Genomic DNA, 23,082 nt, shown 5'->3' with positions numbered 1-23,082 from the left:
GTCAGCCGGCGACGTACTCGCGGCTCCAGCCCGCGCCATCGCGCGTGTAGCGCACGCGGCGGCTCGGGCCGCGCTCGGCGCCCTCCCAGAATGCGATCTCGTCCGGCAGGAGCCGGAATCCCGCCCAGGTCGGTGGCATCGGCGGATCGGCGTGCGCGGCGTCGAATCGCGCGAGCGCGGCCTCGCGCTCGGCGCGCGCCCGGACGGCCATGTCGTCGGAGTTGATCGACGCGAGCAGCTGCAGGTAGCGGCTCCGGCGCGCGAAGGCGGCCCGCTCGCCGTCCGCCGTGTCGCGGCGCACCGGGCCGCGCAGCACGATCTGCCGCGCCGTGTCCGGCCATCTCACCACCAGCGCCGCGACCGGGCGCGCGCGCATCTGCCTCGCTTTCCTGCTGTCGGCGTCGGTGTGGATCGCGACGGATGTGTCGTCGATCGCCGAGACGAGCACCGTGCGGGCGTCGGGCACGCCGTCGTCGTCGACTGTGGCGAGCGTCGCAAGAGGGCGATCGGGGTCGTCATCGGCGGGCATCCATGCTCGGAGCAGCGCGGCAGGTTCCGCGGGCGCGCGCCCATCCTGCACCGGGCGGTCCAGCTCGGCGGGCGGGACGTTGCCGGCCTCGACCGACGTCACCTGCGCGGTCACGCCGCGTGCCGGAATCGTGCGGTCTCCGCGAGCGCGGACGCGACGAACGCCACGCCCTCGTCCACGAGGATCCGGCCGTACTCCGCCGTCGCGCCGGTCGGGTCGCCGATCACGCCGCTCGCGCCGAAGTCGTCCGAGGTCCAGCCGAAGCTCACGGGGAACCCGTTGAACCCGATCGACGAGAACTCGGCGAGGTGCTCGGGCACGTTCCGCACCGCGCGGCTCATGTCGACGAGCTCGGGGCGCAGCGCCAGCATCACGCTCGTCTCGGAATGCCCCGCGTGGATGCCCATCCCGAACTCGTCCGGGCCCTGGGTCCCGCCGTCGCCCGCCCGCTGCGTGCCCGTTCCCATCGCGAAGGTCCGCAGCCCGAAGCGGCGTCGGATCTCGCGGTTCACGACCTGCAGGAGGGCCGAGTTGCCGCCGTGCCCGTTCAGGAAGACGAGCGTGCGCGCGGGTGTCGCGGCGACGGAACGACCGACATCGACGAGCGTGTTCCAGATCGTCGACGCCTCCATCCAGATCGTCCCCGGCGCCCAGTGGTGCTCGTCGCTCTTGCTCGCGGTGATCGGCGGCAGGAGCCACGCGTCGACGCCCTCTGCTCGAGCACGATCGACGGCGCGCGCGCCGATCTCCTCCGGGATCACGAGATCGGTGCTGAGGGGCAGGTGCGGGCCGTGCTGTTCGAGCGCGCCGATGGGCTGCACGATGATCGAGTCAGCGGTGAGCGCGTCGAGCGCCGCGGGCTGGGGCAGATCGGTGAGGAGCCTGCTCATCGGATGGATCCCTTCTGAGGCCCCGTGTAGTCGGGATTGAGCTTGCCGGGGTTGAGGAGGCCGAACGGGTCCGTCGTGCGCGCCCGCTCGATCGTGCGGCCCATCTCGAAGTCGACGTTCCACTGATGGCAGTTGTGGACGCCGACCCCGATGGCCGTGAGGCGCTCGATGGCGGCCTCGACGTCCTCGGGCCCCGTGTACTCCGATGCGAGCATGCCGATCGGCACCGTGTGTCCCGCCTCGATGTGGAGCAGGCCGTCGCCGATCGTCGCGTGCACGAGATCGATGTCGTCGGCGAGCACGTCGCCCGCGACCTCGAGGTGGTAGTAGTGGCCCGGACGAGACCGCTGCAGCCACTCGATCGGGTGGTTGTAGCTGAGCGATGAGAGCTTCGCGCCCTCGGTCGCGCCCTCCCGCACGGCTTCGATGCGGCCACCCGCCGCTTCGATGATGCGCGTCGCCTCCTCGACCGCCTCGGGATGCGCGATCGTGCGCAGGCTCGATCGTCCGGGCGGGATCGCGGGATCCTCGGGCAGAGCCGCCGACACCTCGATCGTGTCCGCGGAGACGAGCCGCGGCAGCGGATCGAGGCGCCCGAGCTCGCGGATCACGGACAGCGCCCCGGAGAAGGACGGGAACGACGCGTAGAGCGCGCGCCACGCGACGGCGGGCTCGAGCCGCACGGTCGCGCGGGCGATGATGCCGGCCGTGCCGTAGTTGTGCACGTACAGCTGCGCCTCCTCACCTTCGACGTGCGTCAGGCCCGAGCCGTCTGCGTGGACGACGTCGAGCGCGGCGACGAAGCCCATGTGGTTCGCACCGTGCGCGATCGTGCCGGTTCCGCCGGAGCCGCCCGCCAGGAATCCGCCGATCGACGAGTTCAGCGTCGACGGATACATCCACAGCTGCTGGCCCGACGCGCGCGCCGCCTGCTCGAGCTGCGCCAGGGGGGCGCCCGCGTCCGCCGTGATCGAGCCGTCCGAGACCTCGACGATGTTCCGTGCGCGGGACGTGTCGAGGACGAGCCCGCCGGCCGAGGGGATCGCCTGGCCGTAGTTCCCGGTCCCCTTCCCGCGCGGTGTCACGGGGATCCCGCGGGCGACCGCCTCCTGGACGACCCGCGCGATCTCGGACGCGGTGGTGGGGAACGCTACGATCTCCGCGACGCCCAGCGGCAGCATCTCGCTGATGACCGGCGACATGCGCGCGCCGTCGACGGACGCGCGTTCGAGCATCCGGCGGTCGGTCGATACGCCTCGTGGCCCGAGGAGGTCGATGAGCGCATCGTGCAGCTCGGCGACGGCGGCCCGCTCCGTGGTGACGGCGCTCATTCCGGCAGACCGATCGACGTGTCGAGGAACTCGTTCGTGTAGATGTCCTCCGCCTCGAGATCCGGGTCGACGTCGGCCGCGATCTGCTGGAACAGCTCCATGCCGGTGTCGAAGAATCCCTGCACGCGCTCGGGGTCGAAGTCGCCGATGTATCCGTTGTCGCCGTTCGAGACGATCCCGTCGTCGATCATCGCCTGGACCGCATACGCGGCGACGCCCTCCGAGTAGGTCCAGCCGTTGTTGAACTCCGTCACGGCCTCGAGGACGACGTCGATCGCGTCGGACGGGTCCGCGTAGAAGTCGACCTCTGCCTGCTGCAGGATCGGCACGAGCTCCTCGAGGCACGGCGCCAGGTCGTCCATGCGGTCGGCCCGCACCGAGAGCGCGGATCCGTAGATGTCCCAGCCGGCCTCCGCGATCAGGGCGTATTCGACGGGGCGACCCCAGGCGTCGATCTCGTTGGCGTAGATGTACGGTTCGGCGGAGGCGAAGCCCTGCTGCGCCGACAGGCCGTCGTCGGAGACGAACGCCGCGGGCGTCCCGTCGTATCCGCCGTCGACGACCGACTCGGGGACGATCCCCGCCGCCAGGAGGTATTCCATGTAGGCGGCGCCTCCGAAGTAGCGCCATGCTCCGCCGGATTCCTCGAGCGCCGCGGCGAGGTCCTCGATCGTCTCGACCTCGGGATAGGTCTCGGGATCCCACATCACCATCTGCGGGTTCACGTCCATCTGGGCCATCACGCCCACGACGGGAGTGATGGCCGACGACGAGATCGCCGCATCCGAGTGCACATAGCCGAGCGTGATGGCGTCATCCTGGTACATGACCGAGTTCACGGTCGAGTACCCGATGGCCGGCCCGCCGGAGCGCACCTCGAAGGCGACGCCCGTGTACTCGCCGTCGACGACGAGGGGCGAAGAGACGGACTTCGCGTCGGCGTCGATCGAGTAGCCGTCGCCGATCAGCTGGTAGAGGTGGCCGTGCTCGGCCTCCGGGTTCCAGTCGGTCTGCACGACGATGGTCGAGGGGCATACGGCGGACAGGTCGAGGGATCCGACCTCGAGGTCGCCCGCTGGCGCGGACGCGGTCGTTCCGGGAGCGCAGGCGGCGAGCGCGAGCGCGGCGGTTCCGATCAGTGAGGCGGACGCGAGCGCGCGCCGGCCGGTGGGGTGCAGCATGGGGTTCTCCTCCGGGTGTGGTGGGTCAGGCTCGATCGGCGTCGTACCAGCGGCCGACGACGATCCGGGAGAGCAGGCCGAAGCCCACGAAGATGGCGACGCCGAGAAGCGCGGCGACGACGACGGACGCATACAGCTCGGCGGCGAGCAGGCGCGAGGTGTAGGCGCTCATGAGGGATCCGAGGCCCGGCGTTCCTCGGCGGAAGAAGTAGTCTCCGACGATCGCACCGACGATCGACAGCCCCGCCGAGGTGCGCAGGCCGACGAACATGGACGGCAGCGCGGCGGGGAGCTGGAGCTTCCACAGCGTCGTCAGGCGGCCGGCCCGCTGGAGCTGGAACAGCTCCCGCTGCGATCTGTCGACGGACTGGAGGCCGAACAGCGTATTCGACACGAGCGGGAACAGGGCGATCAGGACGCAGACGATGATGCGCCCGGGCAGACCGTATCCGAACCAGAACCCGATGAGCGGCACGAGAGCGAGGATCGGGATGCACTGCAGGATCACGGCATAGGGATAGAGCGAGCGCTCCGCCCATTTCGCCTGCAGCATCACGACGGCCCATCCCACCCCCACGACGACGGCGATCGCGAGCCCGATGAAGGCGACCAGGGTCGTCTGGCCGAGCGCCTCCAGGATCTCGGGCCCCACGATCGGATCGAAGAGGCCGTCGGTGAAGATCCGATACGGGGCGGGGAGCAGGAAGCTGCGATCGCCGAGGACGGCGCTCGCGAGCGTCCAGGCGACCAGGATGGCGGCGAAGACGATCAGCGGCGGCCATGCGGTCGCCAGCCACGCCGGCGGCGTGCGCCGTCGGGCAGGGGATGCGGTGTCCGCCTGTGCGGTGGCCTCGGCGATCTGGGTCATGCGTGGGCCTCCTTCAGGGAATGGGAGACGCGTCCGACGAGCTCGCCGAATGCGGACGAGTACCGGATGTCGGGGTCCCGCGGCATGTCGAAGGGCACGTCGACGACGTCGACGATGCGCCCAGGGCGGCCGGACATCACGACGACGCGCGTCGAGAGATAGACGGCCTCGGCGACGGAGTGGGTGATGAACAGTCCGGCGAACCCGCGCTGATCGAAGAGGCGGAGGAGCTCGTCGTTCAGCCGCTGCCGCGTGATCTCGTCGAGGGCGCCGAACGGTTCGTCGAACAGGAACAGGTCGGGGTCGAGGGTGAGAGAGCGCGCGAGGGATGCGCGCATCCGCATGCCTCCTGAGAGCTGGCGGGGCATGGATCCTTCGAAGCCCGCCAGCCCGACGAGCTCGATGGCCTCCCTCGCGGCGAGCGCCCGGTCCGCCGCGGGCAGCCCGCCGAGCTCCGCGAGCAGCTCGACGTTCTTCTCGACGCTGCGCCACGGCAGCAGCGTCGCGTCCTGGAACACGAACCCGACGCGATCGGTCTGCGTCTCGCATTCCCCCGCCGTGTGCGATTCGAGCCCGGCGGCGATCCGCAGGAGCGTCGACTTCCCGCACCCGGACGGGCCGACGACGGTGACGAACTCGCCCCGCCGCACGGTGATGTCGACGTGTTCGAGTGCGACCGTGCCGTCGTCATAGGTCATGCCGACGTCGCGGAAGTCGACGAGGGCATCATCCACAGTCGTCGCCCGTGGGATCGTCGCAGTGCTCATGCGTCCTCCTTCTGTGAGCGCGGATGGATCCAGCGCGTGGTGTCGGCGCGGGCGACGACGCGCCCGCGCGAGATGACGATGCGGTCGGCGGGCGCCGAGGCGATGGCGTCTGCGAGCGATCCGCCACGCACCGCCAGCAGGTCCGCGCGCCGCCCCGTCTCGGGGCCGGCGGGCGGGAGCCCCATGACGGCGCGCGCTGACGCGGTCACGGCGTCCCATGCCTCCGCGATCGACACGTGCGCCGCCGTGACGAGCAGCATCGCCGTCTCGAAGGCGTCGGCGCGGCCGAGGGGGTTGAACGGATCGCGCACGTTGTCGCCGCCCGCCGCCGTGACCACGCCCGCCGCGCGGAGCTTCCGGATCGGGGCGATGCCGCGCGGTGTCGCGACGGGGTCGTCCCACCCCTGCAGGTAGAGGTTCGTCATGGGATTCGCGATCACGCCCACACCGGCTCTCGCCGCGTCCGCGAGAAGCGGCTCGAGCTCGGCGTCGTCGAGCATCGACAGCCGCACGCAGTGGCTGGCGGTGCGCGTGACGGACCAGTCGCTCGTGCGCCGCGCGAGATGTGCCAGGGTCGAGCCGCGCCGAAGCGCCTCGTCGGCGTGGAAGTCGACCCCCACACCGCGTCGCTCGGCGATCTGCAGCAGCCGCTCCAGGTCCGCCTCCTCGTCGACCGCGAGATGCGGCGCGCCGCCGACCAGGTCGGCGCCCGCCGCGAGCGCCTCCTCCACGCGGAGCGGGTCGATGTCACGACCCGCGAGGGCGACGATCTCGATGTCGACCAGACCGGCGAACGCCTCGCGCACCCGCACCACCGCGCGCACGGCGCGGGTCGGATCGCCCTCGGCCGGGACGTCGACGTGGGTCCGGATCGCGGTCGTCCCGTTCTGCAGGTAGCGCTCGACGGTCCGCATCGCGCGGGAGTGGATCTCGTCCTCGTCCGCCTGGCCGAAGTACGCCAACCACGACGCGATGGCGCGATCGAGGTCACCCGATGGGGGCTGGATCGCGTCCCACGAGAGCGCCTTGTCAAGGTGCGCATGCGGGTCGGCCGGCGCCGTCAGCAGGAGCCAGCCGTCGAGGTCCAGGTCGTCGGGCGCCATCGGCGCGTCCGACGCAGGGCGGACCGCGCCGACCGTGTCGGCGTCGAGCACGACGTCGACGACGCGGCCGTCGGCGAGTGCGGCGCGGCGGAGGCGGCGGGGGCGGTAGCTGTCCATGTGATACACCTGAGGTCGAGAGAATGTTGATGTGATCAACATCGTCGACGCTAGGCCCGCGATGTTTCCCCAGCGTTTCCATCTCGAACCGACATCCGCACCACCCAGGAGGACACCGATGAGCGAGCCCTCGGACCCCCGCGTCGGCCCCGCGATCCGCGCGCGGCGACGCGCGCTCGGGCTGACGATCGTGCAGCTCGCCGAACGCTCCCACCTCTCCCACCCGTTCGTCAGCCAGGTGGAGCGAGGGCGGGCGAACCCCAGCCTCGACTCCCTCGACCGGATCGCACGTGCGCTGGGGACGAGCCAGGTCGAGCTGATGAGCGGGACGGCCCTGCCGTCGACCCAGCAGGCGACGGGCACGTTCGGCGGCGCTGAGGCGCGGCTGTTGACGAGCGGCGACACCCGGTTCACCGTCATCGACGTCCAGAGCGACTCGACGGAACTCGGCGCGTACCACCGGCACCCCGAAGACGAATTCGTCACGGTGCTCGCCGGACAGGTCCTCATCGACCTCGGATCCGGCCGCCAGGACGTCGTGACGGCGGGCGGATCGCTGTACTACGCCGGCGGGACCCCGCACCGATGGACGAGCGCGGACGGCGCCCCGTTCCGCCTCATCGTCGTGAAGGAGCGCACCGCGGGCGCCCCCTCCGGCGGCACAGGGCGGGAGGACGCACGGTGAGCTTCTTCAGCGACGTCGAACGCGAGCTCGTCGTGCTCGACCGCGCGGTCGTCGCCGACGGGATCGTCGCTCTCGAGCTCGGCGCGGTGAACGGGCGCCCCCTGCCCGCGTGGGAACCCGGCGCGCACATCGATCTGCTCCCCGAGGCGGGTCTCGAGCGGCAGTACTCGCTGTGCGGCGACCCGGAGGACCGGACCCGCTGGCGCGTCGCCGTCCTCCGCGACGACGCCGGCCGCGGCGGCTCGATCGCGGCGCACAGGCTGCGCGCGGGCGCGTTCGTCCGGGCGCGCGGGCCCCGTTCGAACTTCGCCTTCGCCGAGCCGTCCCGCGGCGAGCGCGCCGTGTTCGTCGCGGGCGGGATCGGTATCACGCCGATCCTCCCGATGGTGCGCCGCGCGCGCGAGGCCGGCGCCGACTGGACGCTGCACGTGTGCGTGCGGACACGCACCGCGCTGCCGTTCGCCGACGAACTCGCCGAGTTCGGGGAGCGGGTGCACCTCCACGTGAGCGACGAGGGAACGCGCGCGGACATGGTCGAGATCACCGAGACGGCCGCGAGCGCGCCTGTCTGGGCGTGCGGGCCGGGGCCGATGCTCGACGCGCTGATCGCCGCCGCACCGGCCGCCCTGCACATCGAACAGTTCTCGGCCGCCGACACGGCGCCGGCCCCTCCCCCGGCGCCGTTCGAGATCGAGCTCCTCTCGACGGGGGCGGTGCTCGACATCCCCGCCGAACGCTCGATCCTCGACGTCCTCGAGGACAACGGCGTCTTCGCCGTGTCGTCCTGCCGCGAGGGCACCTGCGGAACGTGCGAGACGGTCGTCGTCGAGGGCGAGGTCGACCATCGCGATCGCGTGCTCAGCGCGGCCGAGCGGGTCACCAGCCCCGTCATGATGATCTGCGTATCGCGGGCGGCATGCCCCCGGCTCGTCCTCGACGTCTGACCGCAGCGCCTCAGCGGCCGACGCGCTCCCGGAGCGCCGCGACGATCTCCGCCTCGTCGGCCGCGACGAGGCGGTGATCGCGCACCACGACGCGACCTCCCACGATGACGTGGCGCGGACGCCGTCCCGGCGACATCCACAGCAGGCCCGCGACGGGATCCGCCGAGCCCGCGTCGGCCGCGCCGGAGACGTCCCAGACGCACAGATCGGCCGATCCGCCCTCGCGGATTCGGCCGAGGTCGTCGCGCCCGAGCCCGCGCGCGGATCCGGCCGTCGCCGCCGACAGCACCTCTCGCGCGGAGAGCTGCGGCCCCACGAGGCCCGAGACCTGCATCGCGAGGCGCGCGTCGGCGAGCAGATGCCCCGCATCGTTGCTCCCGCCTCCCGAGGTGCCGAGCCCGACGGCGATCCCCGCGTCGAGCAGGTCTCGCACGGGCGCGATCCCCCAGCCCATCGGCACATCGCAGCCGGGCGCGTGCGTCGCCGTGACGCCGCGTTCGGCGAGCAGCGCGATCTCCCGGTCGGTGACATCGCAGAGATGGGCGATCGTGACCCCCGGTTCGAGCCAGCCCCACTCGTCGAGCAGGTCGAGCGGCCGGCGGCCGTAGCGCTCGAGCGCGATCGTCGTATCGACCTGCTCGTTCGCCTGCGTGCGCCGACGCAGCCCGCGATCCCGCGCCACCTCCGCGAGCGCGTCGAACGTCGCCCTGCCGTCGCTGTGGACGCCCGCCGGCCCGACGGCGACCTGCGTCATCCCGTCGGCCGACACCCCGCCGGCGTCGGGCGCCACCGCCGCGGCGATCGCGTCGGCGCTCCGTGCCGCGCGATCGGGCGGATCTCCCGCCGTCCCGCGCACGAAGGCGAGCCGACCACCGAGCTCCGCCCTGGCGCGCTCGACGGCGAGCGCGATCTCGACGCCCCCGCCCTCCTCGGGCCAGTTCAGGTGGTGATCCGCGACCGTCGTGACGCCGGAGAGGAGCCCCTCGGCGATCCCGACGCGCGCCGCGGCGAACGCCAGGGTTCCGTCGATCCGCGCCGCTCGGTAAGCCGCGGCCATGGCGGGAAGCCAGTCGCGCATCGCGACACCGCGCGTGCCGGGCAGCGTACGGAAGGCCGACTGCATGAGGTGGTGGTGCGCGTTGACGAGGCCCGGCGTCACGACGCAGCCCGAGACGTCGATGCGCTCCGCACCGGCCTCGGCCTGCGCGGTGACGACGCCGTCCGAGACGTGCACATCGCCCGTCCCCTCGTCGGCCTCGGTCCAGACGGCGAGCGGGTCATGGAGCGTGAGAGCGTTCATCCGTCCACAGCTATCACGCCTCGTGCCGCGACCCGCCCGCCGTGACGAACCGGAAACATGCCGCGGATAGCCTCGCCGCCATGTCGCTCCTCGTCACGTCCGCGCGCCTCATCACGATCCCCGCGGGCACGGCGGATCCGGGGTTCATCGACGGCGGATGGATGCTCGTCGAGGATGGTCGCATCGCGGCGCTCGGCGCCGGCACACCCCCGGCGGGCACGACCGCGGACGAGACGCTCGATGTCGCCGGCGCCTTCGTGGCGCCAGGGTTCGTGTCGAGCCACTCGCACCTGTTCACGAGCGGGCTGCGCGGCCTCGGCGTCGCCGACACGCTCTACGGCTGGTGCGACTCCATGCTCGGCACGACGGCGCAGATGACCCCCGAGCAGATGTACTGGGCCACGGTGCACGGCGCCCTCGACTTCCTCGCGAACGGCGTGACGACCGCCTACAACTTCACCGACCCCCTGCAGGCGTGGGAGCCGATGGTCGCGGGGCGCCGCACGGGCACCGCGCGCCTGCGCGACCTCGAATACCACACGCGCCAGGCCGACGGGTGCCGCGATGCGGGGATCCGCTTCGTCGACGCGAGCGGCATGGACGTCACCTCCGGCGACGAAGACGAGGTCTTCGCGCGCTTCGCCGCCGAGGTCGCCCACGCGCGGGCGATGGACCCCGACCTCGCGCTCGGCAGCTCGATCATGGGCCAGGTGCAGTGGTCGCCCCACCCCGGCGCCGCAGAGTTCGAGGTCGAGGCCATGCGCCGCTACGGGGTCACGAACCAGGCCCACTTCCTCGAATCGCCCGAGGCCGTCGAGCACCAGCGGTCGAAGTTCGCGCTCTACCGCGACGCGGGGGCGCTCGGCCTCGGTCTCGTCTTCGGCCACTTCATCCAGACGACCCCCGAGATCATCGACGAGGCCGTGGCCGGCGGGGCCGCGATGTCATGGCAGCCCGCCTCCAACGGCCGCCTCGCCTCGGGAATCGCCCTCGTCCCCGAGATGATCGACGGGGGCATGCCGGTCGGCGTCGGGCTGGACGACCAGGCGTGCACGGACGTGTCCGATCCGTGGCAGAACATGCGGATCGGGATCTATGCGCAGCGCGCCCGGACACAGGATCCCCTCTCGATGATGCCGGAGCAGATGCTCCGACTGCACACCCTCGGCAGCGCGGAGATCATGGGCGTCGCCGATCGGGTCGGCAGCCTCGAGCCCGGCAAGCTCGCCGACTTCGTCGTCGTCGACCCGACGTCACCCGACGTCGGCCCGCTCTGGCATCCCGTGCGCAGCTACGTGCTCTCCATGACCACACGCAACCTCACCGCCGTCTACGTCGGCGGGCGGCTCGTGAACGCGGGAGGAGGCGCCTCCACGAACCCACTCGCATCCGAAGCCTCCGCGCGCGTGCACGAGCTGCCGGATCTCGTCGCGCATCCACGATGAACCTCGCCGCCGAAAGGGTGACGAGGTTCAGCCGATCGACGCGCGGATCCGGCTCCGCCGTCCGCGTGATCTCACCACCGAAACAGCTGGGAAACACCGTCCTCCTACCCTGAGAACATGGGTGACTCTCCCCGCCCAGGGCGCCCCGATCTCGACCTGCACACCATTCGGCTGCTGCGGGCGATCGAAGACGCCGGCTCGATCACCGCGGCCGCCCGGACCCTGGGATTCAGCCAGCCCGCGGTGAGCCAGAGCCTGCAGCGCGCGGAGGCACGACTGGGCGTCCCGCTCGTCCAGCGGCTCGGCCGACGCGTGCGATTGACCGAGGCGGGTGCGATCGTGAGCGCCGCGGCAACACCGGTCGAGTGCGCCCTCGCCGAGGCGTCCACCGCCCTGTCTCGGCTCATCGACGGACGGGTCGGTCACGTCGCGATCGCCGGGTTCCCCTCGGCATCCTCCACCATCGTTCCGACGCTCCTGTCGACGCTGCGCACCACGAATCCCGGGATCTCAATCGCCTATTCGGAGGCGGAGCCGCCCGACGCGCTCGCGCTCCTGCGGGACAGCGCCGTGCACGCGGCGATCACCTGTTCCTACCCAGGAGACGGATGGGAGGAGCAGATGCAGGCCCTCACGGAGTTGATGGCGCTGACGTTGTTCTACGACGAGATGCTCCTGATCCTGCCCGATGACCACCCGCTCGCCGACGAGGGGACGATCGACATCGCCGACCTCCAGGACGACGAGTGGGTGGCGGGCTGTCCGAGATGCCGAGGGCACGTCGTCACAGCGTGTCACGCGGCGGGGTTCGAGCCCGATATCGCGTTCGAGACCGACAACTTCACCGCCGTCCTCGGGCTCGTCGCCAGGAGCCTCGGCGTCGCCATCCTGCCTCGACTCGCCCTGGGAACGGCGGCGATCCCGCGCGGCGCCGTCGTGCGGCGAACGAGCCCCGGATCGGAGCGCGCGATCCACCTGGTGATGCCGGTCGACGCGCTGCGAACCCCCGCTGTGAACGCCACCGCCGAATCGCTCATGCACATCGACGGCGCACCCTGGAAGCTGCGACGCGCCGCGATCGGCCGGGCCGCCTGAGGATCGCGAGGTCCTCTCGGGTTCTCGGGACCTCGGTCAGCGCGCGACGGCAGGCAGCGCGACGTCGTGCAGTGCGCCCACCACCGGCGCCAGCTCGGGCCGCGTCGCTGCTTCCTCCAGCGCACGCTCGAGCGTCTCGTCGTGGATCGGGCGTGAGCGCTCGTACAGGTCGCGACCGGCGGGCGTGAGCTCGGTGTAGATGCCGCGACGGTCATCCGCGCACAGCACACGAGTGAGCAGCCCGCGGTCCTCCAGCCGCGTCACGAGCCGGGTCGTCGCGCTCGGGCTGAGCGCGGTGGCGCGGGCGAGCTGTTGCATCCGCATGTGCCACCCGTCCTGACGGTCGAGCGCGTCGAGCACCGTGTACTCCACGACGGAGAGCTCGACAGCGTCACTGAGACTGCGCTCCAGCGCCGACTCGATCAGACCGTGCAGCGCCGCGAGCGTGCGCCACCCCTGTGCGCGCACCTGGACGGCATCATCACCGATCCCCATGTTCATCACCTCTCCACATCTACTTGCTTGCGCGTTCTAATTGCGTGTGCAATGATCATTCTCGCTTGCGCAAAATCACGCGCCTGCAACTACTCAACAACTGTAACAGGAGAACCCTCATGCCTCCAGGACTGATCGCCCTCGCCCTCGGTGCGTTCGGCATCGGACTGACCGAGTTCGTCATCATGGGGCTGCTCCCCGAGGTGGCAGCAGACTTCGCCGTCTCAGAGGCCACCGCCGGCTGGCTGATCTCCGGCTATGCCCTCGCCGTCGTCCTCGGCGCTCTCGTGCTGACCGCAGCGACAACCCAGCTCCCCCGCAAGCCCGTGCTGCTGAGCCTCATCGTGCTGTTCATCATCGGCAACGTCCTCACCGCGATCGCCGAGGACTACGGCGTCGCGATGATCGGCCGCATCGTCGCCGCACTCTGCCATGGCGCGTTCTTCGGCATCGGGTCCGTCGTCGCAGCGAGCCTCGTCGCCCCCGAGAAGAAGGCCGGAGCCATCGCCATCATGTTCACCGGCCTCACCGCGGCCAACGTGTTCGGCGTGCCCTTCGGCACGTTCCTGGGCCAACAGCTCGGATGGCGCTCGACGTTCTGGGCGATCTCCGCCATCGGGGTGCTCGCATTCATCGGCATCGCCGCTCTCGTCCCGAAGCTGCACAGCCCCGAAGAGAAGGTCAGCGTCCGCCGCGAGCTCGCCGCCTTCCGATCCGGCCAGGTCTGGCTCTCCCTCACCGTCACGATCCTCGCCTACGGCGGCATGTTCGGCGCCTTCACCTACATCGCCTACACGCTCACCGAGGTCAGCGGGTTCGACACCAGCGCCGTACCGTGGCTGCTCGTGCTGTTCGGCGTCGGCCTCGTCATCGGCAACTGGCTCGGCGGACGTCTCGCCGATCGCTCCATCGATGGCACCCTGCTGCTCTTCATCACCGCCCTCGTCGTCATCCTCGCCCTCTTCGGCGTGTTCGCCGGCTCCGGCATCGCGACGATCATCGCCCTGTTCCTCATGGGCGGCTTCGGATTCGGCACCGTGCCCGGACTGCAGAGCCGCGTCATGAACTACGCCGGAAACGCCCCCACCCTCGCATCGGGTGCGAACATCGGCGCCTTCAACGTCGGCAACGCCCTCGGTGCCTGGGCAGGCGGCGTCGGCATCACCGCTGGCCTCGGATACACCTCACCGATCTGGATCGGCGCCCTCATCACCACCGCGGCGCTCTTCGTGATGGCCATCGCCGCCGCCAGCGCACGCCGCGACACCACCACCCGGCCCATCCCCGACACACTCGCCGCCAACTGATCCGACTCCGCACGCCGTCCAGCGAACTACGAACCGAACAGAGAGAACCCCGATGAGCGCCATTCCCACCATCACCCTGAACAACGGCGTCGAGATCCCCCAGCTCGGCTTCGGCGTCTTCCAGGTCCCCGACGATGAGACCACCGAAGCCGTCGCAGCGGCCCTCACAGCGGGCTACCGCAGCATCGACACCGCCGCGATCTACGGCAACGAGGCCGGCGTCGGACGCGCCATCGCCGGCGCCGGCATTCCCCGCAACGAGCTGTTCCTCACCTCGAAGGTATGGAACGCCGATCACGGATACGACAACACCCTCCGCGCCTACGACACCACCCTCACCAAGCTCGGCGTGGACGCCCTCGACCTCTACCTGATCCACTGGCCCACGCCCCGGCGCGACCTCTACATCGACACCTGGCGTGCCCTCGAGAAGCTCTATGCCGACGGACGTGTCCGCGCGATCGGCGTATCGAACTTCGAGCCCGAGCACCTCGATCGCCTCATCGACTCCTCCTCGGTCGTGCCGGTCGTCAACCAGGTGGAGCTGCACCCCACGCTTCAGAACCGGGCGGTCACCGCCGCGAACACCCGCCACGGGATCGCCACCGAAGCCTGGAGCCCGCTCGCGCAGGGCGCCGTCCTCGGCGATCCCGCGATCACCGTGATCGCCACGCGCCACGGCAAGACCCCCGCCCAGGTCGTGCTGCGCTGGCACCTCCAGCAGGATCGGATCGTCATCCCCAAGTCGGTCACCCCGCGCCGCATCGCTGAGAATCTCGACGTGTTCGACTTCACGCTCACCAGCGAGGAACTCGCCTCGATCGACGCACTCGATCGCGACGGACGCACCGGCCCGCACCCCGCGGAGTTCCACGGCTGACGACCGGCCCCGCCACAACAACGACGCCGCACGAGACTCCTGCACGGGGAGCCGGGCAGCTCAACTCGGTCAGGTGCGGCCGATTCGGTCGGCACGACACGTTCGCAGCATGCGAAGAGCGGTACGAAATCCAAGGGGATTCATCAGAGGCTGGCGACGGCCTCGCGAAGAACCTGCTCGACGTGAACGACCCCTTCGGTGCTCGGGCCTGGCCGCCATGCCAGATACAGGGTATTGATCGGAGGATCATCCGTCTCGCGCAGCACCACCAATCGCCCGTCAGCCAGCTCGCCCGCGATGAGGTAGGTGGGGAGCACAGTGACACCCGCTCCGGCGACCGCGGCGGCGATCAGCGCGCGCAGGTCCGGTGCGACGAGCGTGGGCGCGCGCTCGAGCCGGATCCCGAATACATGACGCCAGTAGCGGCGGAGGATCGGCACGTCCTGGGCGAACGCCAGGAGCGGGGTCGACGCCAGCGCCTCGGGCCGCATGTCGGCCGATCGGGAGAATCCAAGTGATGGCGACGCGACGAGGACGAACTCCTCATCGACAAGAGCGGCGAACCGGAACGCACGCCCTCGCGGTCGCACCGCCGAGATCACGAGATCGAGGCTCCCTGCCCTGATCTTGTCCAGCAGGTCTGCCGCCAGACCCGGCGTCATCTCGACACGGAGACCTCGCGCGACCGCCGGCGCCAGCGCCGGCACCACAACCGTCGCTAGGAAGTCGCCCGCACCCCCGATCCGGACGGGCGGCGCGTTGGCCGGCGGGGGCGACCCGAGCATGGTCGCGAGAGCGTCGAGCGGGCCGGCCAGACGAGTCGCGAGATCGTCGGCCCGCGCCGTCGGCCGGACGCCACGGGCGTGGCGTTCGAACAACGGCTCGCCGATGCGTCGTTCCAGTTCCTGCACCTGCGCCGTCACGCTTGATTGCGCCCGCCCCAGCATCCGCGCAGCCGACGACACCGATCCGGTCCGATACGCGGCAAGGAACGTCCGCCACAAGGCGATGTCCCGCAGGCCATCGGAATTCCGATCACTCACATCGTCAATCTATCGGAAGCAAGCCCACAAGGCGGCTGTTGTCCTGGACATCGACATCCATACGACACTCGTCGTCCACCTCAAGGAGCATTCATGTCCGTCGTCCTCTTCGTCGTCACCGCCGCCCGCAGCTGGACTCTCAGCGATGGCAGCGCCCACCCCACCGGATTCTGGGCCGAGGAACTCCTCACGCCGTATCGACTGCTGACCCGTGCCGGCCACGACATCGTGTTCACCACACCGGACGGAATGCCGCCGGTCGCCGATTCAGCAAGCCTCGGAGACGGCGACGCCGCGGCCATCGCCCGAATCCCCGGCCTCGCGTCGCCCCTCGTGCTCGCGGACGTGGACCCTGCTGCGTACGATGCTGTGTACTACCCGGGCGGCCACGGACCGATGCAGGATCTCGCCGTGGACCCGGACTCGGCGGCCCTCATCGCCGCAACCGTCGCCGCGCGGCGTCCCGTCGCCGCCGTGTGCCACGGCCTGGCAGCCCTCCTCCCTGCACGCACAACCTCCGGCGACCCGATCGTGGCCGGTCGCCGCGTGACGGGATTCTCCGACGAGGAAGAGCGCCTGGGTGGTCTTGCCGACCGCGCGCCGTTCCTGCTCGAAAGTGCGCTGCGTGATCTTGGCGCCGACGTCAGCGTCTCAACTGCGTGGAGCGACCACACGATCATCGACGGACTCCTGATCACCGGACAGAACCCGCAGTCATCGGAGTCCGCCGCCCGAGCCCTCGTGTCCGCTCTCGCCTGACGGATCGGCAACCCGGTGGGAGCGGTCGTCAGATCGCTCCCACTGAGGCGCCTGGAACCCCTGAACGCCGAGGGAGTGCCTCACGATGATCGAGGGGGCGGACCGGGCCCGGTGCGCGCGACCACCTGACGGGACGCCACCCAGCGGCCCCGGGCGGCGGCCGCAGCGGGTCAGTACGAGGGCTCGCCCAGCGACAGCATGAGCCGGTTCGCCCAATTGAAGAATGCGCCCGACATGATGACGTCCAGGATCTCGACGTCATCGAGACCGGCATCACGCAGACGCGCGAGTTCTTCCTCGCCGAACGAGGGCGGCGTTCGGGAGATCGCCACGGTCGCGCCGACGATCGCGTCCCATCGCGGATCGATGCGCGCGCTCACTCCCTCGTCGAGCAGGTGCTGCACGTCCGAGCGCCGCTTCGAGTGATGCGTGGCGAAGCCCGAGTGCACCGCGGCGCAGTACACGCAGCCGTTGAGGCGGGACGCCGCCGTCGCGGCGATCTCGCGATCGGCGCGCGGCAGGCCGCCCTTGCTGTAGAAGATGTCGAAGTCGGTCTTCGTGCGCTCACGGAGGATGGCGGGATCATGGGCGAGCAGGCGGAAGTACTCGTTCTTCACGCGAGAGCGCTGTACGAGCGCGTCGTACTGCGCCTCGGCGAAGTCCTCCTCCGCGACCGGCGTCAACCAGGTGCGCCAATTGAGCATCTCCTGGGTGAAGCGCGGCGGCTCGACGATCGCCGGAAGCGCGGCGAGGGCGGCGAAGGCGGCGGTCATGCGAGGGCCCCGTCCGTGCGGGTGGTCGCTGCGGCCAGAGCCGAGAGGCCGAGGACGACCCGGATCTGGAAGGTGAGGAAGGCCACGAGCTGCGACAACGTCACGATGCCCGGGGTGGTCCACCCGGCGTCGAGGAGCGCCTGCAGATGGGCGCGCGAGGCGTCGCGCGGATGCAGCACGAGCATGTGCGCGTGTTCGAGGGCCGCCGCGAGACGGTCATCGAGCACCATCGCGCCGTCCAGCGAGCTCATCACATACGTCGGACCCGGCTCGCTCTCGGGAGCGTTCTCGGCGCGGAACAGGCCGTACGGCCCGGATCCGGCCGCGCGCGCGGCCTCCTCGCCGACGACGTGGATGAGCGCGGGAGGCGTGTCGGGGTGCGCGGCCAGCGTTGCGGCATAGAAGTCGACGACGACCGGTACGCGGTGCAGGGCGGCGACGAACGCCGCGACCGCGTTGCGCTCGACAAGGCTCACGGCCGAGGTGTCGTTTGGCGAGAACAGCGCCTCGTACGCGCCCTGGGCGTGTGCGCGCGCCTCGGGGCGCAGGGCGCGCACCCGATCGAGCTGGCTGCCGGGCTGAATGCCGACGAGCGTGTCGATGACGTCTGGAACGGGTGTCATTCGTCCTCCTTCAGGGATGGGGTTGCGGCTGCTCGGGACCAGCCGCTCAGGCTGCGGTCGCGCCGAGATAGGCTTCGCGGATCTCGGGGTTGGCCAGCAGCTCGGCCGCGGTGCCCTGGAGTCGGACCACGCCGTTGACCAGAACGTAGCCACGGTGCGCGATCGACAGGGCCAGTTCGGCGGACTGCTCGACCATGAACACAGCGATGCCGAGCTCGCGGTTGATGCGCCGGATGGACTCCAGCACCTGGTCGACGACGATGGGCGCGAGGCCCATTGTCGGCTCGTCCATGCAGATAAGCTTCGGATGCGACATCAGGGCCCGGGCGAAGGCGAGCATCTGCTGCTCCCCACCCGACATCGTCCCGGCGAGCTGGCGCCGACGCTCTCCCAGCCGCGGGAACATCTCGTACTGCGCCGCGAGATCGGCTCGCAGCATCCGTGCCGACCCTCGCCGCGTGTGGGCGCCGACGAGGAGATTCTCCTCGATCGTCATCTCGGGGAACACCCGTCGCGCCTCGGGCACGCTCGCGACACCGTGCCGGACGACGCCGGCGGTCGTATCGGAAAGGATGCTCCGTCCCTCCAGCAGCACCTCCCCCGATCTCGGCTTCACCAGTCGCAGGATCGTCTTCATCGTCGTGGACTTGCCGCACGCGTTGCCGCCCAGCAGCGACACGATCTCGCCCCGCTCGATGCGATAGCTGACGTCCTGCAGGGCGTGGAACTCGCCGTAGTAGACGTTGACATCGCGGGTCTCCAGCAAAGCGGTCATCACTTCTCCTCCGCCTCGATGCCGGTTTCGGGGGACAGCGCGGGCTCGACGACGTCGTGCGTGCACGCCGCGACCTTGCCGCGCCGCTTGCCCAGGTACGCCTCGATCACCCGCGGATTCTGCTGCACGTCGGCCGGGCTGCCCTCGGCGATGATCTCGCCGTTGTCCATGACGATCACGCGGTCCGACACGGTCATGACGAGGTCGAGTTTGTGTTCGACGATCACCATCGTCTGCCCCTGCGCCTTGAGGTCGAGCAGCTGGTGCATGACCTCGTTGGTCTCGGACGTGTTCATGCCCGCCGTCGGCTCGTCCAGCAGCAGCACGGCCGGCTCGGACACGAGGGCACGAGCGATCTCGGTGCGCCGACGGTTCGCGTACGACAGGGTCCAGGAAGCGTGGTCGCGTCGCGCCACGAGCCGGCTCGAGAATCTCTGGAGCTGCGTCTCGACGCGTTCCCGCACCGCCGCCTGCTCGCGGCGCACCGCGGACGTGCCGATCATGGCCAGGACCGTCTCGGCCACGAGGGCGAACCACCGCAGCACCGGGATGCCGCGCAGCGACGCGAAGGGCAGCGCGGCGCGCATCAGCGGCGCGGCACCGACGAGCACATTCTCCTCTACTGATGCGTTGCCGAGCACTCGGCCATTCTGGAACGTGCGCCGCATGCCGCGGCGGGCGATCTCGTCGGGACTTCGCCCCGCGACGTCCGCACCGCGCAGGAGGATTCGGCCCTCGTCAGGGCGCAGCTCTCCGCTCAGCAGGTTGATCGTGGTGGTCTTGCCGGAGCCGTTCGGCCCGATGACGCTCACCACCTCGCCGTCGGCGACGCGGAACGAGCTGTCGGCGACGGCCTTCAGCGATCCGAACGACCGCGTGAGCGAGGTCACTTCCAGGAGCAGGGTCATGATGTCACCTTCGATGAGGCCGGGGAGGCGGTGGGCGGAAGCGAGCCGGCGAGCGTGGTCGTCGGGAGCACGCCGGTCAGTGGGTCGACCGGCGGCGACTCGCCCCGGCCTGTGATCCGGCGGACCAGTTTCACGAACGGCAGAGGCAGGGTCCACAGGCCCTGTGGACGGAAGCGCACCAGCAGCAGCAGGACGATTCCGTAGACCAGAAGCCGGGTCTCGGCGGCGGCACGGAACAACTCGAGCCCGCCCATCAGCACGACCGCGCCCAGGATCGCGCCGAAGGGCCGGAGCATGCTCCCCAGCACCGCGATGATGACGATCTGGAAAGACAGGTTGGGGCTGAAGATCTTCGGGTCGAGGTAGCCGAACTGCGCCGCCCAGTAGGCGCCTCCGATGCCGGCGATGAAGGCGCCGACGCCGAAGGCGAGCGACTTGTACTGCGGGGTGGTGATGCCAGCCGCCCGTGCCGCGATCTCGTCGTCGCGGATCGCACGCCACCACAGGCCGATGTGAGAGCGGCCGAGCAGGTGGACGATCGAGATGAGCAGAAGCAGCAGCACGAGCCCGAGGGCGTAGAGGGAGCTCGGCGTGCTCACCACGACTCCGAACACATCGGGCAGCGGGATGAGCGAGAGTCCGCTTCCGCCGCCCGTGATGGGCGTCGCGATGAGCAGGACCGCGGCGATCGCCGCGCCCGTCGCGAGTGTCGCGATCGCGGGATAGTGCCCCGACAGCCGCCACGATGGCGCCGCAAGAACCGCGACGATGACGGCCGCCACCACGCCCGCGATGAGCGCCGCGGGCAGAAACGGCATCCCGTGGTTCTTCATCAGCAGCGCGGCGGCATACGCGCCGAGCGCAACCGGGCCGGCCTGGCCGAGCGAGAGCTGCCCTGCCGAGCCGCCGATGACGGTCATCGACAGGGCGATCATGGCGAACGCGAGCACCTGGATGCCCACCTGCACGATGTAGCCGTTGAATGCTCCGGGGATCGCCGGCACGAGCGCCAGCGCGATGAGCACGGCGATCTGCCAGCGCTTCATCACAATGGGGCGGGCCTGCGAGAAGAACGTCCCGGTCAGCGGCTCACGCTTGATCGTGCGCTTGCCGAGAAGGCCCTCGGGGCGGATCCACAGCACCGCGAGGAGCACGCCGAACGTGATGAGGGAGCGCACCGAGTCCCCCGCGAGCCCGACAGCGAACGACTCGATGACGCCGAGCGCGAGGCCGCCGAGGACGGCGCCCAGGAGCGACCCCAGCCCGCCGAGGGTCGCGGCCGCGATGCCGGCCAGGCCGATCTGGAACCCCTGGGTCGGCGCAATCGTGGTGAAGTACGCCGCGACGAGCACGCCCGCGAGGCCGCCGAGCCCGGAGGCCGCCATGAAGGCGATCGACTGGACGCGGTGGACCGGCACACCCATCTGCGCCGCGGCGTCCCGGTCCTGCGAGGTCGCGCGGATCGCGCGCCCGATCTTTGTGATTCTCAACGCGAGGGCGAGGGCTGACATGAGGGTGATGCTGGCGGACAGGATGATGATGTCGATGAGGCCGAACGTCAGGCCGCCGGCAGTGAAGGTCACCGGCGGCAGCCCCGAGTCGAAGCGGCGCACCTCAGGACCGAACACCATCTGGTTGAGGTTGTCGAGGATGATCATGATCGCGATCGTGGAGAGCACGGCCGCGATGGGGGCGCGGCCGACGAACGGCCGGACCGCGACGAGATTGATGAGGTAGCCGAGCGCCGCCGTGACCAGGACCGCGGCGAGCGCCCCGAGCCACAGCGGCATACCCAACTGCGAGGTCACGAGCCAGCCGACCATCGCCCCGACGGCGAAGAGGGATCCGTGGGCGAAGTTGACGACGTTCGCGACGCCGATGACGAGCGAGAGGCCGAGCGCGACCAGTGCATAGGCGTTCCCGTTGATCAGGCCGGAGATCAGGAGATCGAGCATGGTGTGTCCTTTCGGAAGGAGGTCCGGGCGGCGCGCAGCACCTCCCGAACCCGGCTCTCAGTCGAATGCCGGCGCTTCGACGAACGCGCCGTCCTGGACGTGCAGCCACAGGAAGCGCGGGCCGTCGATCCGGCGCTCGTCGTTGTAGGAGGCCTCGCCGTAGATCACCGACGGGATGTCCTCCCCGTCACGCAGCGCGTCGCGGATGCCTGCGCGGTCGAGCGTCTCGGCGTTCTCGGCGGCCCACGCCAGCTGCTTGAGTCCTTCGTACGCGAAGGCGTTGAACATATTGGGGGCAGTGCCATGCGTGTCCTCGAACGCGGTCACGAACGCCTCGACCTGCGGTTCCTCCGACCCCGGATAGAAGTACGTGTCGACGTATACGCCCTCTCCGGCGTCCTGCGCGAGGTCGAGGAACTGGTCGGAGTAGTTGGAGCCCACCGCCAGGAAGGGGACGTCGGCGAAGCCGACCTGCTGAGCCTGCTGGACCAGGAGCGCCGTCGTGGCGTAGTAGGTGAAGAAGACCGCGACGTCCGCACCCGCGTCGCGGGCCTGGATGAGCTGAGGCTTGAAGTCTGTGGAGATCTCCTCGACGGGGGTAGAGTACACGATCTCGTCGCCGTTCTCATCGGCCTGATCCTGGAAGACGTCGAAGGCCGTGTTGCCCCAGTCGGTGTTGAGGTAGAACGCCGCGATCTTGTCGCCGACGGCGTGTGCGGAGTTCTCGATGTAGCGACCCTCGACCTCTTGCGTCACACTGGGGCTGAAGATGAAGTCGCCCGCCTTGGTGAAGTCCGGGTGCGAGTTCGTGATGCCGAGCTGCAGGAGGCCGCCCCGCTGGTAGAGGGGGCTCGCGACCATCGACGTCGCCGAAGAGAAATCGCCCATGACGGCGAGCACGTTCGGGTCGCTGACGAACCGCTGCGCGATCGTCGTCGCCTGACTGGCCTCCCCCTGGCTGTCCTGGAAGTCGATCTCGATCGGCCGGCCGTCGACCCCGCCGGCGCCGTTGATCTCTTCGAGTGCGACCTCGAAGCCGTCCTGCCAGTTCTTGGCGTACTCGGCCTGATTGCCCGTCAACGGGCCCGAGACGCCGATCACGATCGGCTCGGAGCTGCCTTCGGCGGGTGCCGACGAACCCGCGGTGGCGCAGGAGGAGACAACGAAGGCTGTGGCGAGGGCGCCGGTCATGCCCAAGAATGTTCTGCGGCGGATCATCAGGTTCCTGTCTGTAGGGGATGTTCGGGTGTGCTGCCGTGATGTGGTTCGACCCGGGTGTACCCGAGGCGCCTGCGCGCACTGTCATGGT

The 23,082-nt window shown here is 70.2% G+C and carries 23 protein-coding genes; 7 read left to right on the top strand and 16 right to left on the bottom strand.

Annotation, left to right across the window (positions count from 1 at the left end; genetic code table 11):
• Position 1 precedes the first annotated feature (1 nt).
• From GB932_RS00355 to GB932_RS00325, 7 genes are read right to left on the bottom strand one after another with little or no spacing between them, the layout of a single operon-like run.
• Positions 2-643: a pyridoxine/pyridoxamine 5'-phosphate oxidase gene (locus tag GB932_RS00355; protein ID WP_156758817.1), complete on the bottom strand. Its 642-nt coding sequence runs from the start codon at positions 641-643 to the stop codon at positions 2-4.
• Positions 640-1,419 (bottom strand): creatininase family protein, encoded by a 780-nt coding sequence (locus GB932_RS00350; protein ID WP_156758816.1) that lies wholly within the window; start codon positions 1,417-1,419, stop codon positions 640-642. Before GB932_RS00350 ends, GB932_RS00355 begins: the two co-directional genes overlap by 4 nt.
• Positions 1,416-2,750, bottom strand: a complete 1,335-nt coding sequence (locus GB932_RS00345) for an FAD-binding oxidoreductase (RefSeq protein ID WP_156758815.1) — start codon at positions 2,748-2,750, stop codon at positions 1,416-1,418. The genes GB932_RS00350 and GB932_RS00345 overlap by 4 nt, the downstream gene beginning before the upstream one ends.
• Positions 2,747-3,931: a substrate-binding domain-containing protein gene (locus GB932_RS00340; RefSeq protein WP_156758814.1), complete on the bottom strand. Its 1,185-nt coding sequence runs from the start codon at positions 3,929-3,931 to the stop codon at positions 2,747-2,749. The genes GB932_RS00345 and GB932_RS00340 overlap by 4 nt, the downstream gene beginning before the upstream one ends.
• A gap of 25 nt (positions 3,932-3,956) precedes the next feature.
• Positions 3,957-4,799, bottom strand: a complete 843-nt coding sequence (locus GB932_RS00335; protein ID WP_156758813.1) for an ABC transporter permease — start codon at positions 4,797-4,799, stop codon at positions 3,957-3,959.
• Positions 4,796-5,566 (bottom strand): ABC transporter ATP-binding protein, encoded by a 771-nt coding sequence (locus GB932_RS00330; protein WP_156758812.1) that lies wholly within the window; start codon positions 5,564-5,566, stop codon positions 4,796-4,798. The genes GB932_RS00335 and GB932_RS00330 overlap by 4 nt, the downstream gene beginning before the upstream one ends.
• Entirely contained in the window at positions 5,563-6,786 is a 1,224-nt protein-coding gene (locus GB932_RS00325; RefSeq protein ID WP_156758811.1) for an amidohydrolase family protein, read from the bottom strand. The genes GB932_RS00330 and GB932_RS00325 overlap by 4 nt, the downstream gene beginning before the upstream one ends.
• Before the next feature lie 118 nt (positions 6,787-6,904).
• Between GB932_RS00325 and GB932_RS00320 the strand changes: the two genes are divergently transcribed.
• Both GB932_RS00320 and GB932_RS00315 read left to right on the top strand, forming a co-directional pair.
• Complete coding sequence (locus tag GB932_RS00320; protein WP_156758810.1) at positions 6,905-7,471, top strand: helix-turn-helix domain-containing protein; 567 nt, start codon at positions 6,905-6,907, stop codon at positions 7,469-7,471.
• Positions 7,468-8,415, top strand: coding sequence for a PDR/VanB family oxidoreductase (locus GB932_RS00315; protein ID WP_197517177.1), 948 nt, complete (start codon positions 7,468-7,470; stop codon positions 8,413-8,415). Before GB932_RS00320 ends, GB932_RS00315 begins: the two co-directional genes overlap by 4 nt.
• A gap of 10 nt (positions 8,416-8,425) precedes the next feature.
• On the opposite strand, the gene GB932_RS00310 is transcribed toward GB932_RS00315, so the two are convergent.
• Positions 8,426-9,715: an amidohydrolase family protein gene (locus GB932_RS00310; protein WP_156758808.1), complete on the bottom strand. Its 1,290-nt coding sequence runs from the start codon at positions 9,713-9,715 to the stop codon at positions 8,426-8,428.
• Positions 9,716-9,795: 80 nt separating this feature from the next.
• Here GB932_RS00310 and GB932_RS00305 point away from each other — a divergent pair, with 80 nt between their 5' ends.
• Together GB932_RS00305 and GB932_RS00300 are read left to right on the top strand one after the other, a co-directional pair.
• Positions 9,796-11,160, top strand: a complete 1,365-nt coding sequence (locus GB932_RS00305) for an amidohydrolase family protein (protein ID WP_156758807.1) — start codon at positions 9,796-9,798, stop codon at positions 11,158-11,160.
• 117 nt (positions 11,161-11,277) lie between these two features.
• Positions 11,278-12,255, top strand: a complete 978-nt coding sequence (locus GB932_RS00300) for a LysR family transcriptional regulator (RefSeq protein WP_156758806.1) — start codon at positions 11,278-11,280, stop codon at positions 12,253-12,255.
• A 36-nt stretch (positions 12,256-12,291) separates the two neighbouring features.
• Here GB932_RS00300 and GB932_RS00295 read toward each other — a convergent pair whose 3' ends face one another.
• Positions 12,292-12,750 carry a MarR family winged helix-turn-helix transcriptional regulator gene (locus tag GB932_RS00295; RefSeq protein ID WP_156758805.1) on the bottom strand — a complete coding sequence of 153 codons (459 nt, stop codon included), beginning with the start codon at positions 12,748-12,750 and terminating at the stop codon, positions 12,292-12,294.
• A 119-nt stretch (positions 12,751-12,869) separates the two neighbouring features.
• Here GB932_RS00295 and GB932_RS00290 point away from each other — a divergent pair, with 119 nt between their 5' ends.
• Both GB932_RS00290 and GB932_RS00285 read left to right on the top strand, forming a co-directional pair.
• Positions 12,870-14,057: an MFS transporter gene (locus GB932_RS00290; protein WP_156758804.1), complete on the top strand. Its 1,188-nt coding sequence runs from the start codon at positions 12,870-12,872 to the stop codon at positions 14,055-14,057.
• A gap of 52 nt (positions 14,058-14,109) precedes the next feature.
• Positions 14,110-14,937 (top strand): aldo/keto reductase, encoded by an 828-nt coding sequence (locus GB932_RS00285; protein WP_156758803.1) that lies wholly within the window; start codon positions 14,110-14,112, stop codon positions 14,935-14,937.
• Between the two features lie 143 nt (positions 14,938-15,080).
• Here the strand turns inward: GB932_RS00285 and GB932_RS00280 are convergent, their stop codons facing one another.
• Positions 15,081-15,980, bottom strand: coding sequence for a LysR family transcriptional regulator (locus GB932_RS00280; protein ID WP_156758802.1), 900 nt, complete (start codon positions 15,978-15,980; stop codon positions 15,081-15,083).
• Between the two features lie 93 nt (positions 15,981-16,073).
• On the opposite strand from GB932_RS00280, the gene GB932_RS00275 reads away from it, so the two are divergent.
• Entirely contained in the window at positions 16,074-16,739 is a 666-nt protein-coding gene (locus GB932_RS00275; RefSeq protein WP_156758801.1) for a type 1 glutamine amidotransferase domain-containing protein, read from the top strand.
• Between the two features lie 170 nt (positions 16,740-16,909).
• Here the strand turns inward: GB932_RS00275 and GB932_RS00270 are convergent, their stop codons facing one another.
• Genes GB932_RS00270 through GB932_RS00245 form a run of 6 tightly spaced genes read right to left on the bottom strand, consistent with a single transcriptional unit; the run spans position 16,910 to position 22,964 of the window.
• Positions 16,910-17,512 carry an alkylhydroperoxidase domain protein gene (locus tag GB932_RS00270; RefSeq protein WP_156758800.1) on the bottom strand — a complete coding sequence of 201 codons (603 nt, stop codon included), beginning with the start codon at positions 17,510-17,512 and terminating at the stop codon, positions 16,910-16,912.
• Positions 17,509-18,135: a CMD domain protein gene (locus GB932_RS00265; RefSeq protein WP_156758799.1), complete on the bottom strand. Its 627-nt coding sequence runs from the start codon at positions 18,133-18,135 to the stop codon at positions 17,509-17,511. Before GB932_RS00265 ends, GB932_RS00270 begins: the two co-directional genes overlap by 4 nt.
• A 46-nt stretch (positions 18,136-18,181) precedes the next feature.
• Complete coding sequence (locus tag GB932_RS00260; RefSeq protein WP_156758798.1) at positions 18,182-18,910, bottom strand: ABC transporter ATP-binding protein; 729 nt, start codon at positions 18,908-18,910, stop codon at positions 18,182-18,184.
• Complete coding sequence (locus GB932_RS00255) at positions 18,910-19,818, bottom strand: ABC transporter ATP-binding protein (protein ID WP_156758797.1); 909 nt, start codon at positions 19,816-19,818, stop codon at positions 18,910-18,912. Before GB932_RS00255 ends, GB932_RS00260 begins: the two co-directional genes overlap by 1 nt.
• Positions 19,815-21,773: an ABC transporter permease gene (locus tag GB932_RS00250; protein ID WP_156758796.1), complete on the bottom strand. Its 1,959-nt coding sequence runs from the start codon at positions 21,771-21,773 to the stop codon at positions 19,815-19,817. Before GB932_RS00250 ends, GB932_RS00255 begins: the two co-directional genes overlap by 4 nt.
• Positions 21,774-21,830: 57 nt before the next feature.
• Positions 21,831-22,964, bottom strand: coding sequence for an ABC transporter substrate-binding protein (locus GB932_RS00245; RefSeq protein ID WP_197517176.1), 1,134 nt, complete (start codon positions 22,962-22,964; stop codon positions 21,831-21,833).
• Between the last annotated feature and the right edge of the window lie 118 nt (positions 22,965-23,082).

It is taken from the genome of Microbacterium karelineae (assembly GCF_009745985.1).
Taxonomy (GTDB): domain Bacteria; phylum Actinomycetota; class Actinomycetes; order Actinomycetales; family Microbacteriaceae; genus Microbacterium; species Microbacterium karelineae.
This window is presented reverse-complemented; position numbering and strand designations above follow the sequence as displayed.

What these genes read in the sequence shown, in the direction of transcription:
- GB932_RS00275 (WP_156758801.1), top strand. Translation starts at nt 16,074, where the DNA reads ATGTCCGTCGTCCTCTTCGTCGTCACCGCCGCCCGCAGCTGGACTCTC.
- GB932_RS00330 (WP_156758812.1), bottom strand. Translation starts at nt 5,566, where the DNA reads ATGAGCACTGCGACGATCCCACGGGCGACGACTGTGGATGATGCCCTC.
- GB932_RS00295 (WP_156758805.1), bottom strand. Translation starts at nt 12,750, where the DNA reads ATGGGGATCGGTGATGATGCCGTCCAGGTGCGCGCACAGGGGTGGCGC.
- GB932_RS00300 (WP_156758806.1), top strand. Translation starts at nt 11,278, where the DNA reads ATGGGTGACTCTCCCCGCCCAGGGCGCCCCGATCTCGACCTGCACACC.
- GB932_RS00245 (WP_197517176.1), bottom strand. Translation starts at nt 22,964, where the DNA reads ATGACCGGCGCCCTCGCCACAGCCTTCGTTGTCTCCTCCTGCGCCACC.
- GB932_RS00260 (WP_156758798.1), bottom strand. Translation starts at nt 18,910, where the DNA reads ATGACCGCTTTGCTGGAGACCCGCGATGTCAACGTCTACTACGGCGAG.
- GB932_RS00345 (WP_156758815.1), bottom strand. Translation starts at nt 2,750, where the DNA reads ATGAGCGCCGTCACCACGGAGCGGGCCGCCGTCGCCGAGCTGCACGAT.
- GB932_RS00255 (WP_156758797.1), bottom strand. Translation starts at nt 19,818, where the DNA reads ATGACCCTGCTCCTGGAAGTGACCTCGCTCACGCGGTCGTTCGGATCG.
- GB932_RS00320 (WP_156758810.1), top strand. Translation starts at nt 6,905, where the DNA reads ATGAGCGAGCCCTCGGACCCCCGCGTCGGCCCCGCGATCCGCGCGCGG.
- GB932_RS00350 (WP_156758816.1), bottom strand. Translation starts at nt 1,419, where the DNA reads ATGAGCAGGCTCCTCACCGATCTGCCCCAGCCCGCGGCGCTCGACGCG.
- GB932_RS00250 (WP_156758796.1), bottom strand. Translation starts at nt 21,773, where the DNA reads ATGCTCGATCTCCTGATCTCCGGCCTGATCAACGGGAACGCCTATGCA.
- GB932_RS00285 (WP_156758803.1), top strand. Translation starts at nt 14,110, where the DNA reads ATGAGCGCCATTCCCACCATCACCCTGAACAACGGCGTCGAGATCCCC.
- GB932_RS00335 (WP_156758813.1), bottom strand. Translation starts at nt 4,799, where the DNA reads ATGACCCAGATCGCCGAGGCCACCGCACAGGCGGACACCGCATCCCCT.
- GB932_RS00310 (WP_156758808.1), bottom strand. Translation starts at nt 9,715, where the DNA reads ATGAACGCTCTCACGCTCCATGACCCGCTCGCCGTCTGGACCGAGGCC.
- GB932_RS00340 (WP_156758814.1), bottom strand. Translation starts at nt 3,931, where the DNA reads ATGCTGCACCCCACCGGCCGGCGCGCGCTCGCGTCCGCCTCACTGATC.
- GB932_RS00305 (WP_156758807.1), top strand. Translation starts at nt 9,796, where the DNA reads ATGTCGCTCCTCGTCACGTCCGCGCGCCTCATCACGATCCCCGCGGGC.
- GB932_RS00265 (WP_156758799.1), bottom strand. Translation starts at nt 18,135, where the DNA reads ATGACACCCGTTCCAGACGTCATCGACACGCTCGTCGGCATTCAGCCC.
- GB932_RS00325 (WP_156758811.1), bottom strand. Translation starts at nt 6,786, where the DNA reads ATGGACAGCTACCGCCCCCGCCGCCTCCGCCGCGCCGCACTCGCCGAC.
- GB932_RS00270 (WP_156758800.1), bottom strand. Translation starts at nt 17,512, where the DNA reads ATGACCGCCGCCTTCGCCGCCCTCGCCGCGCTTCCGGCGATCGTCGAG.
- GB932_RS00290 (WP_156758804.1), top strand. Translation starts at nt 12,870, where the DNA reads ATGCCTCCAGGACTGATCGCCCTCGCCCTCGGTGCGTTCGGCATCGGA.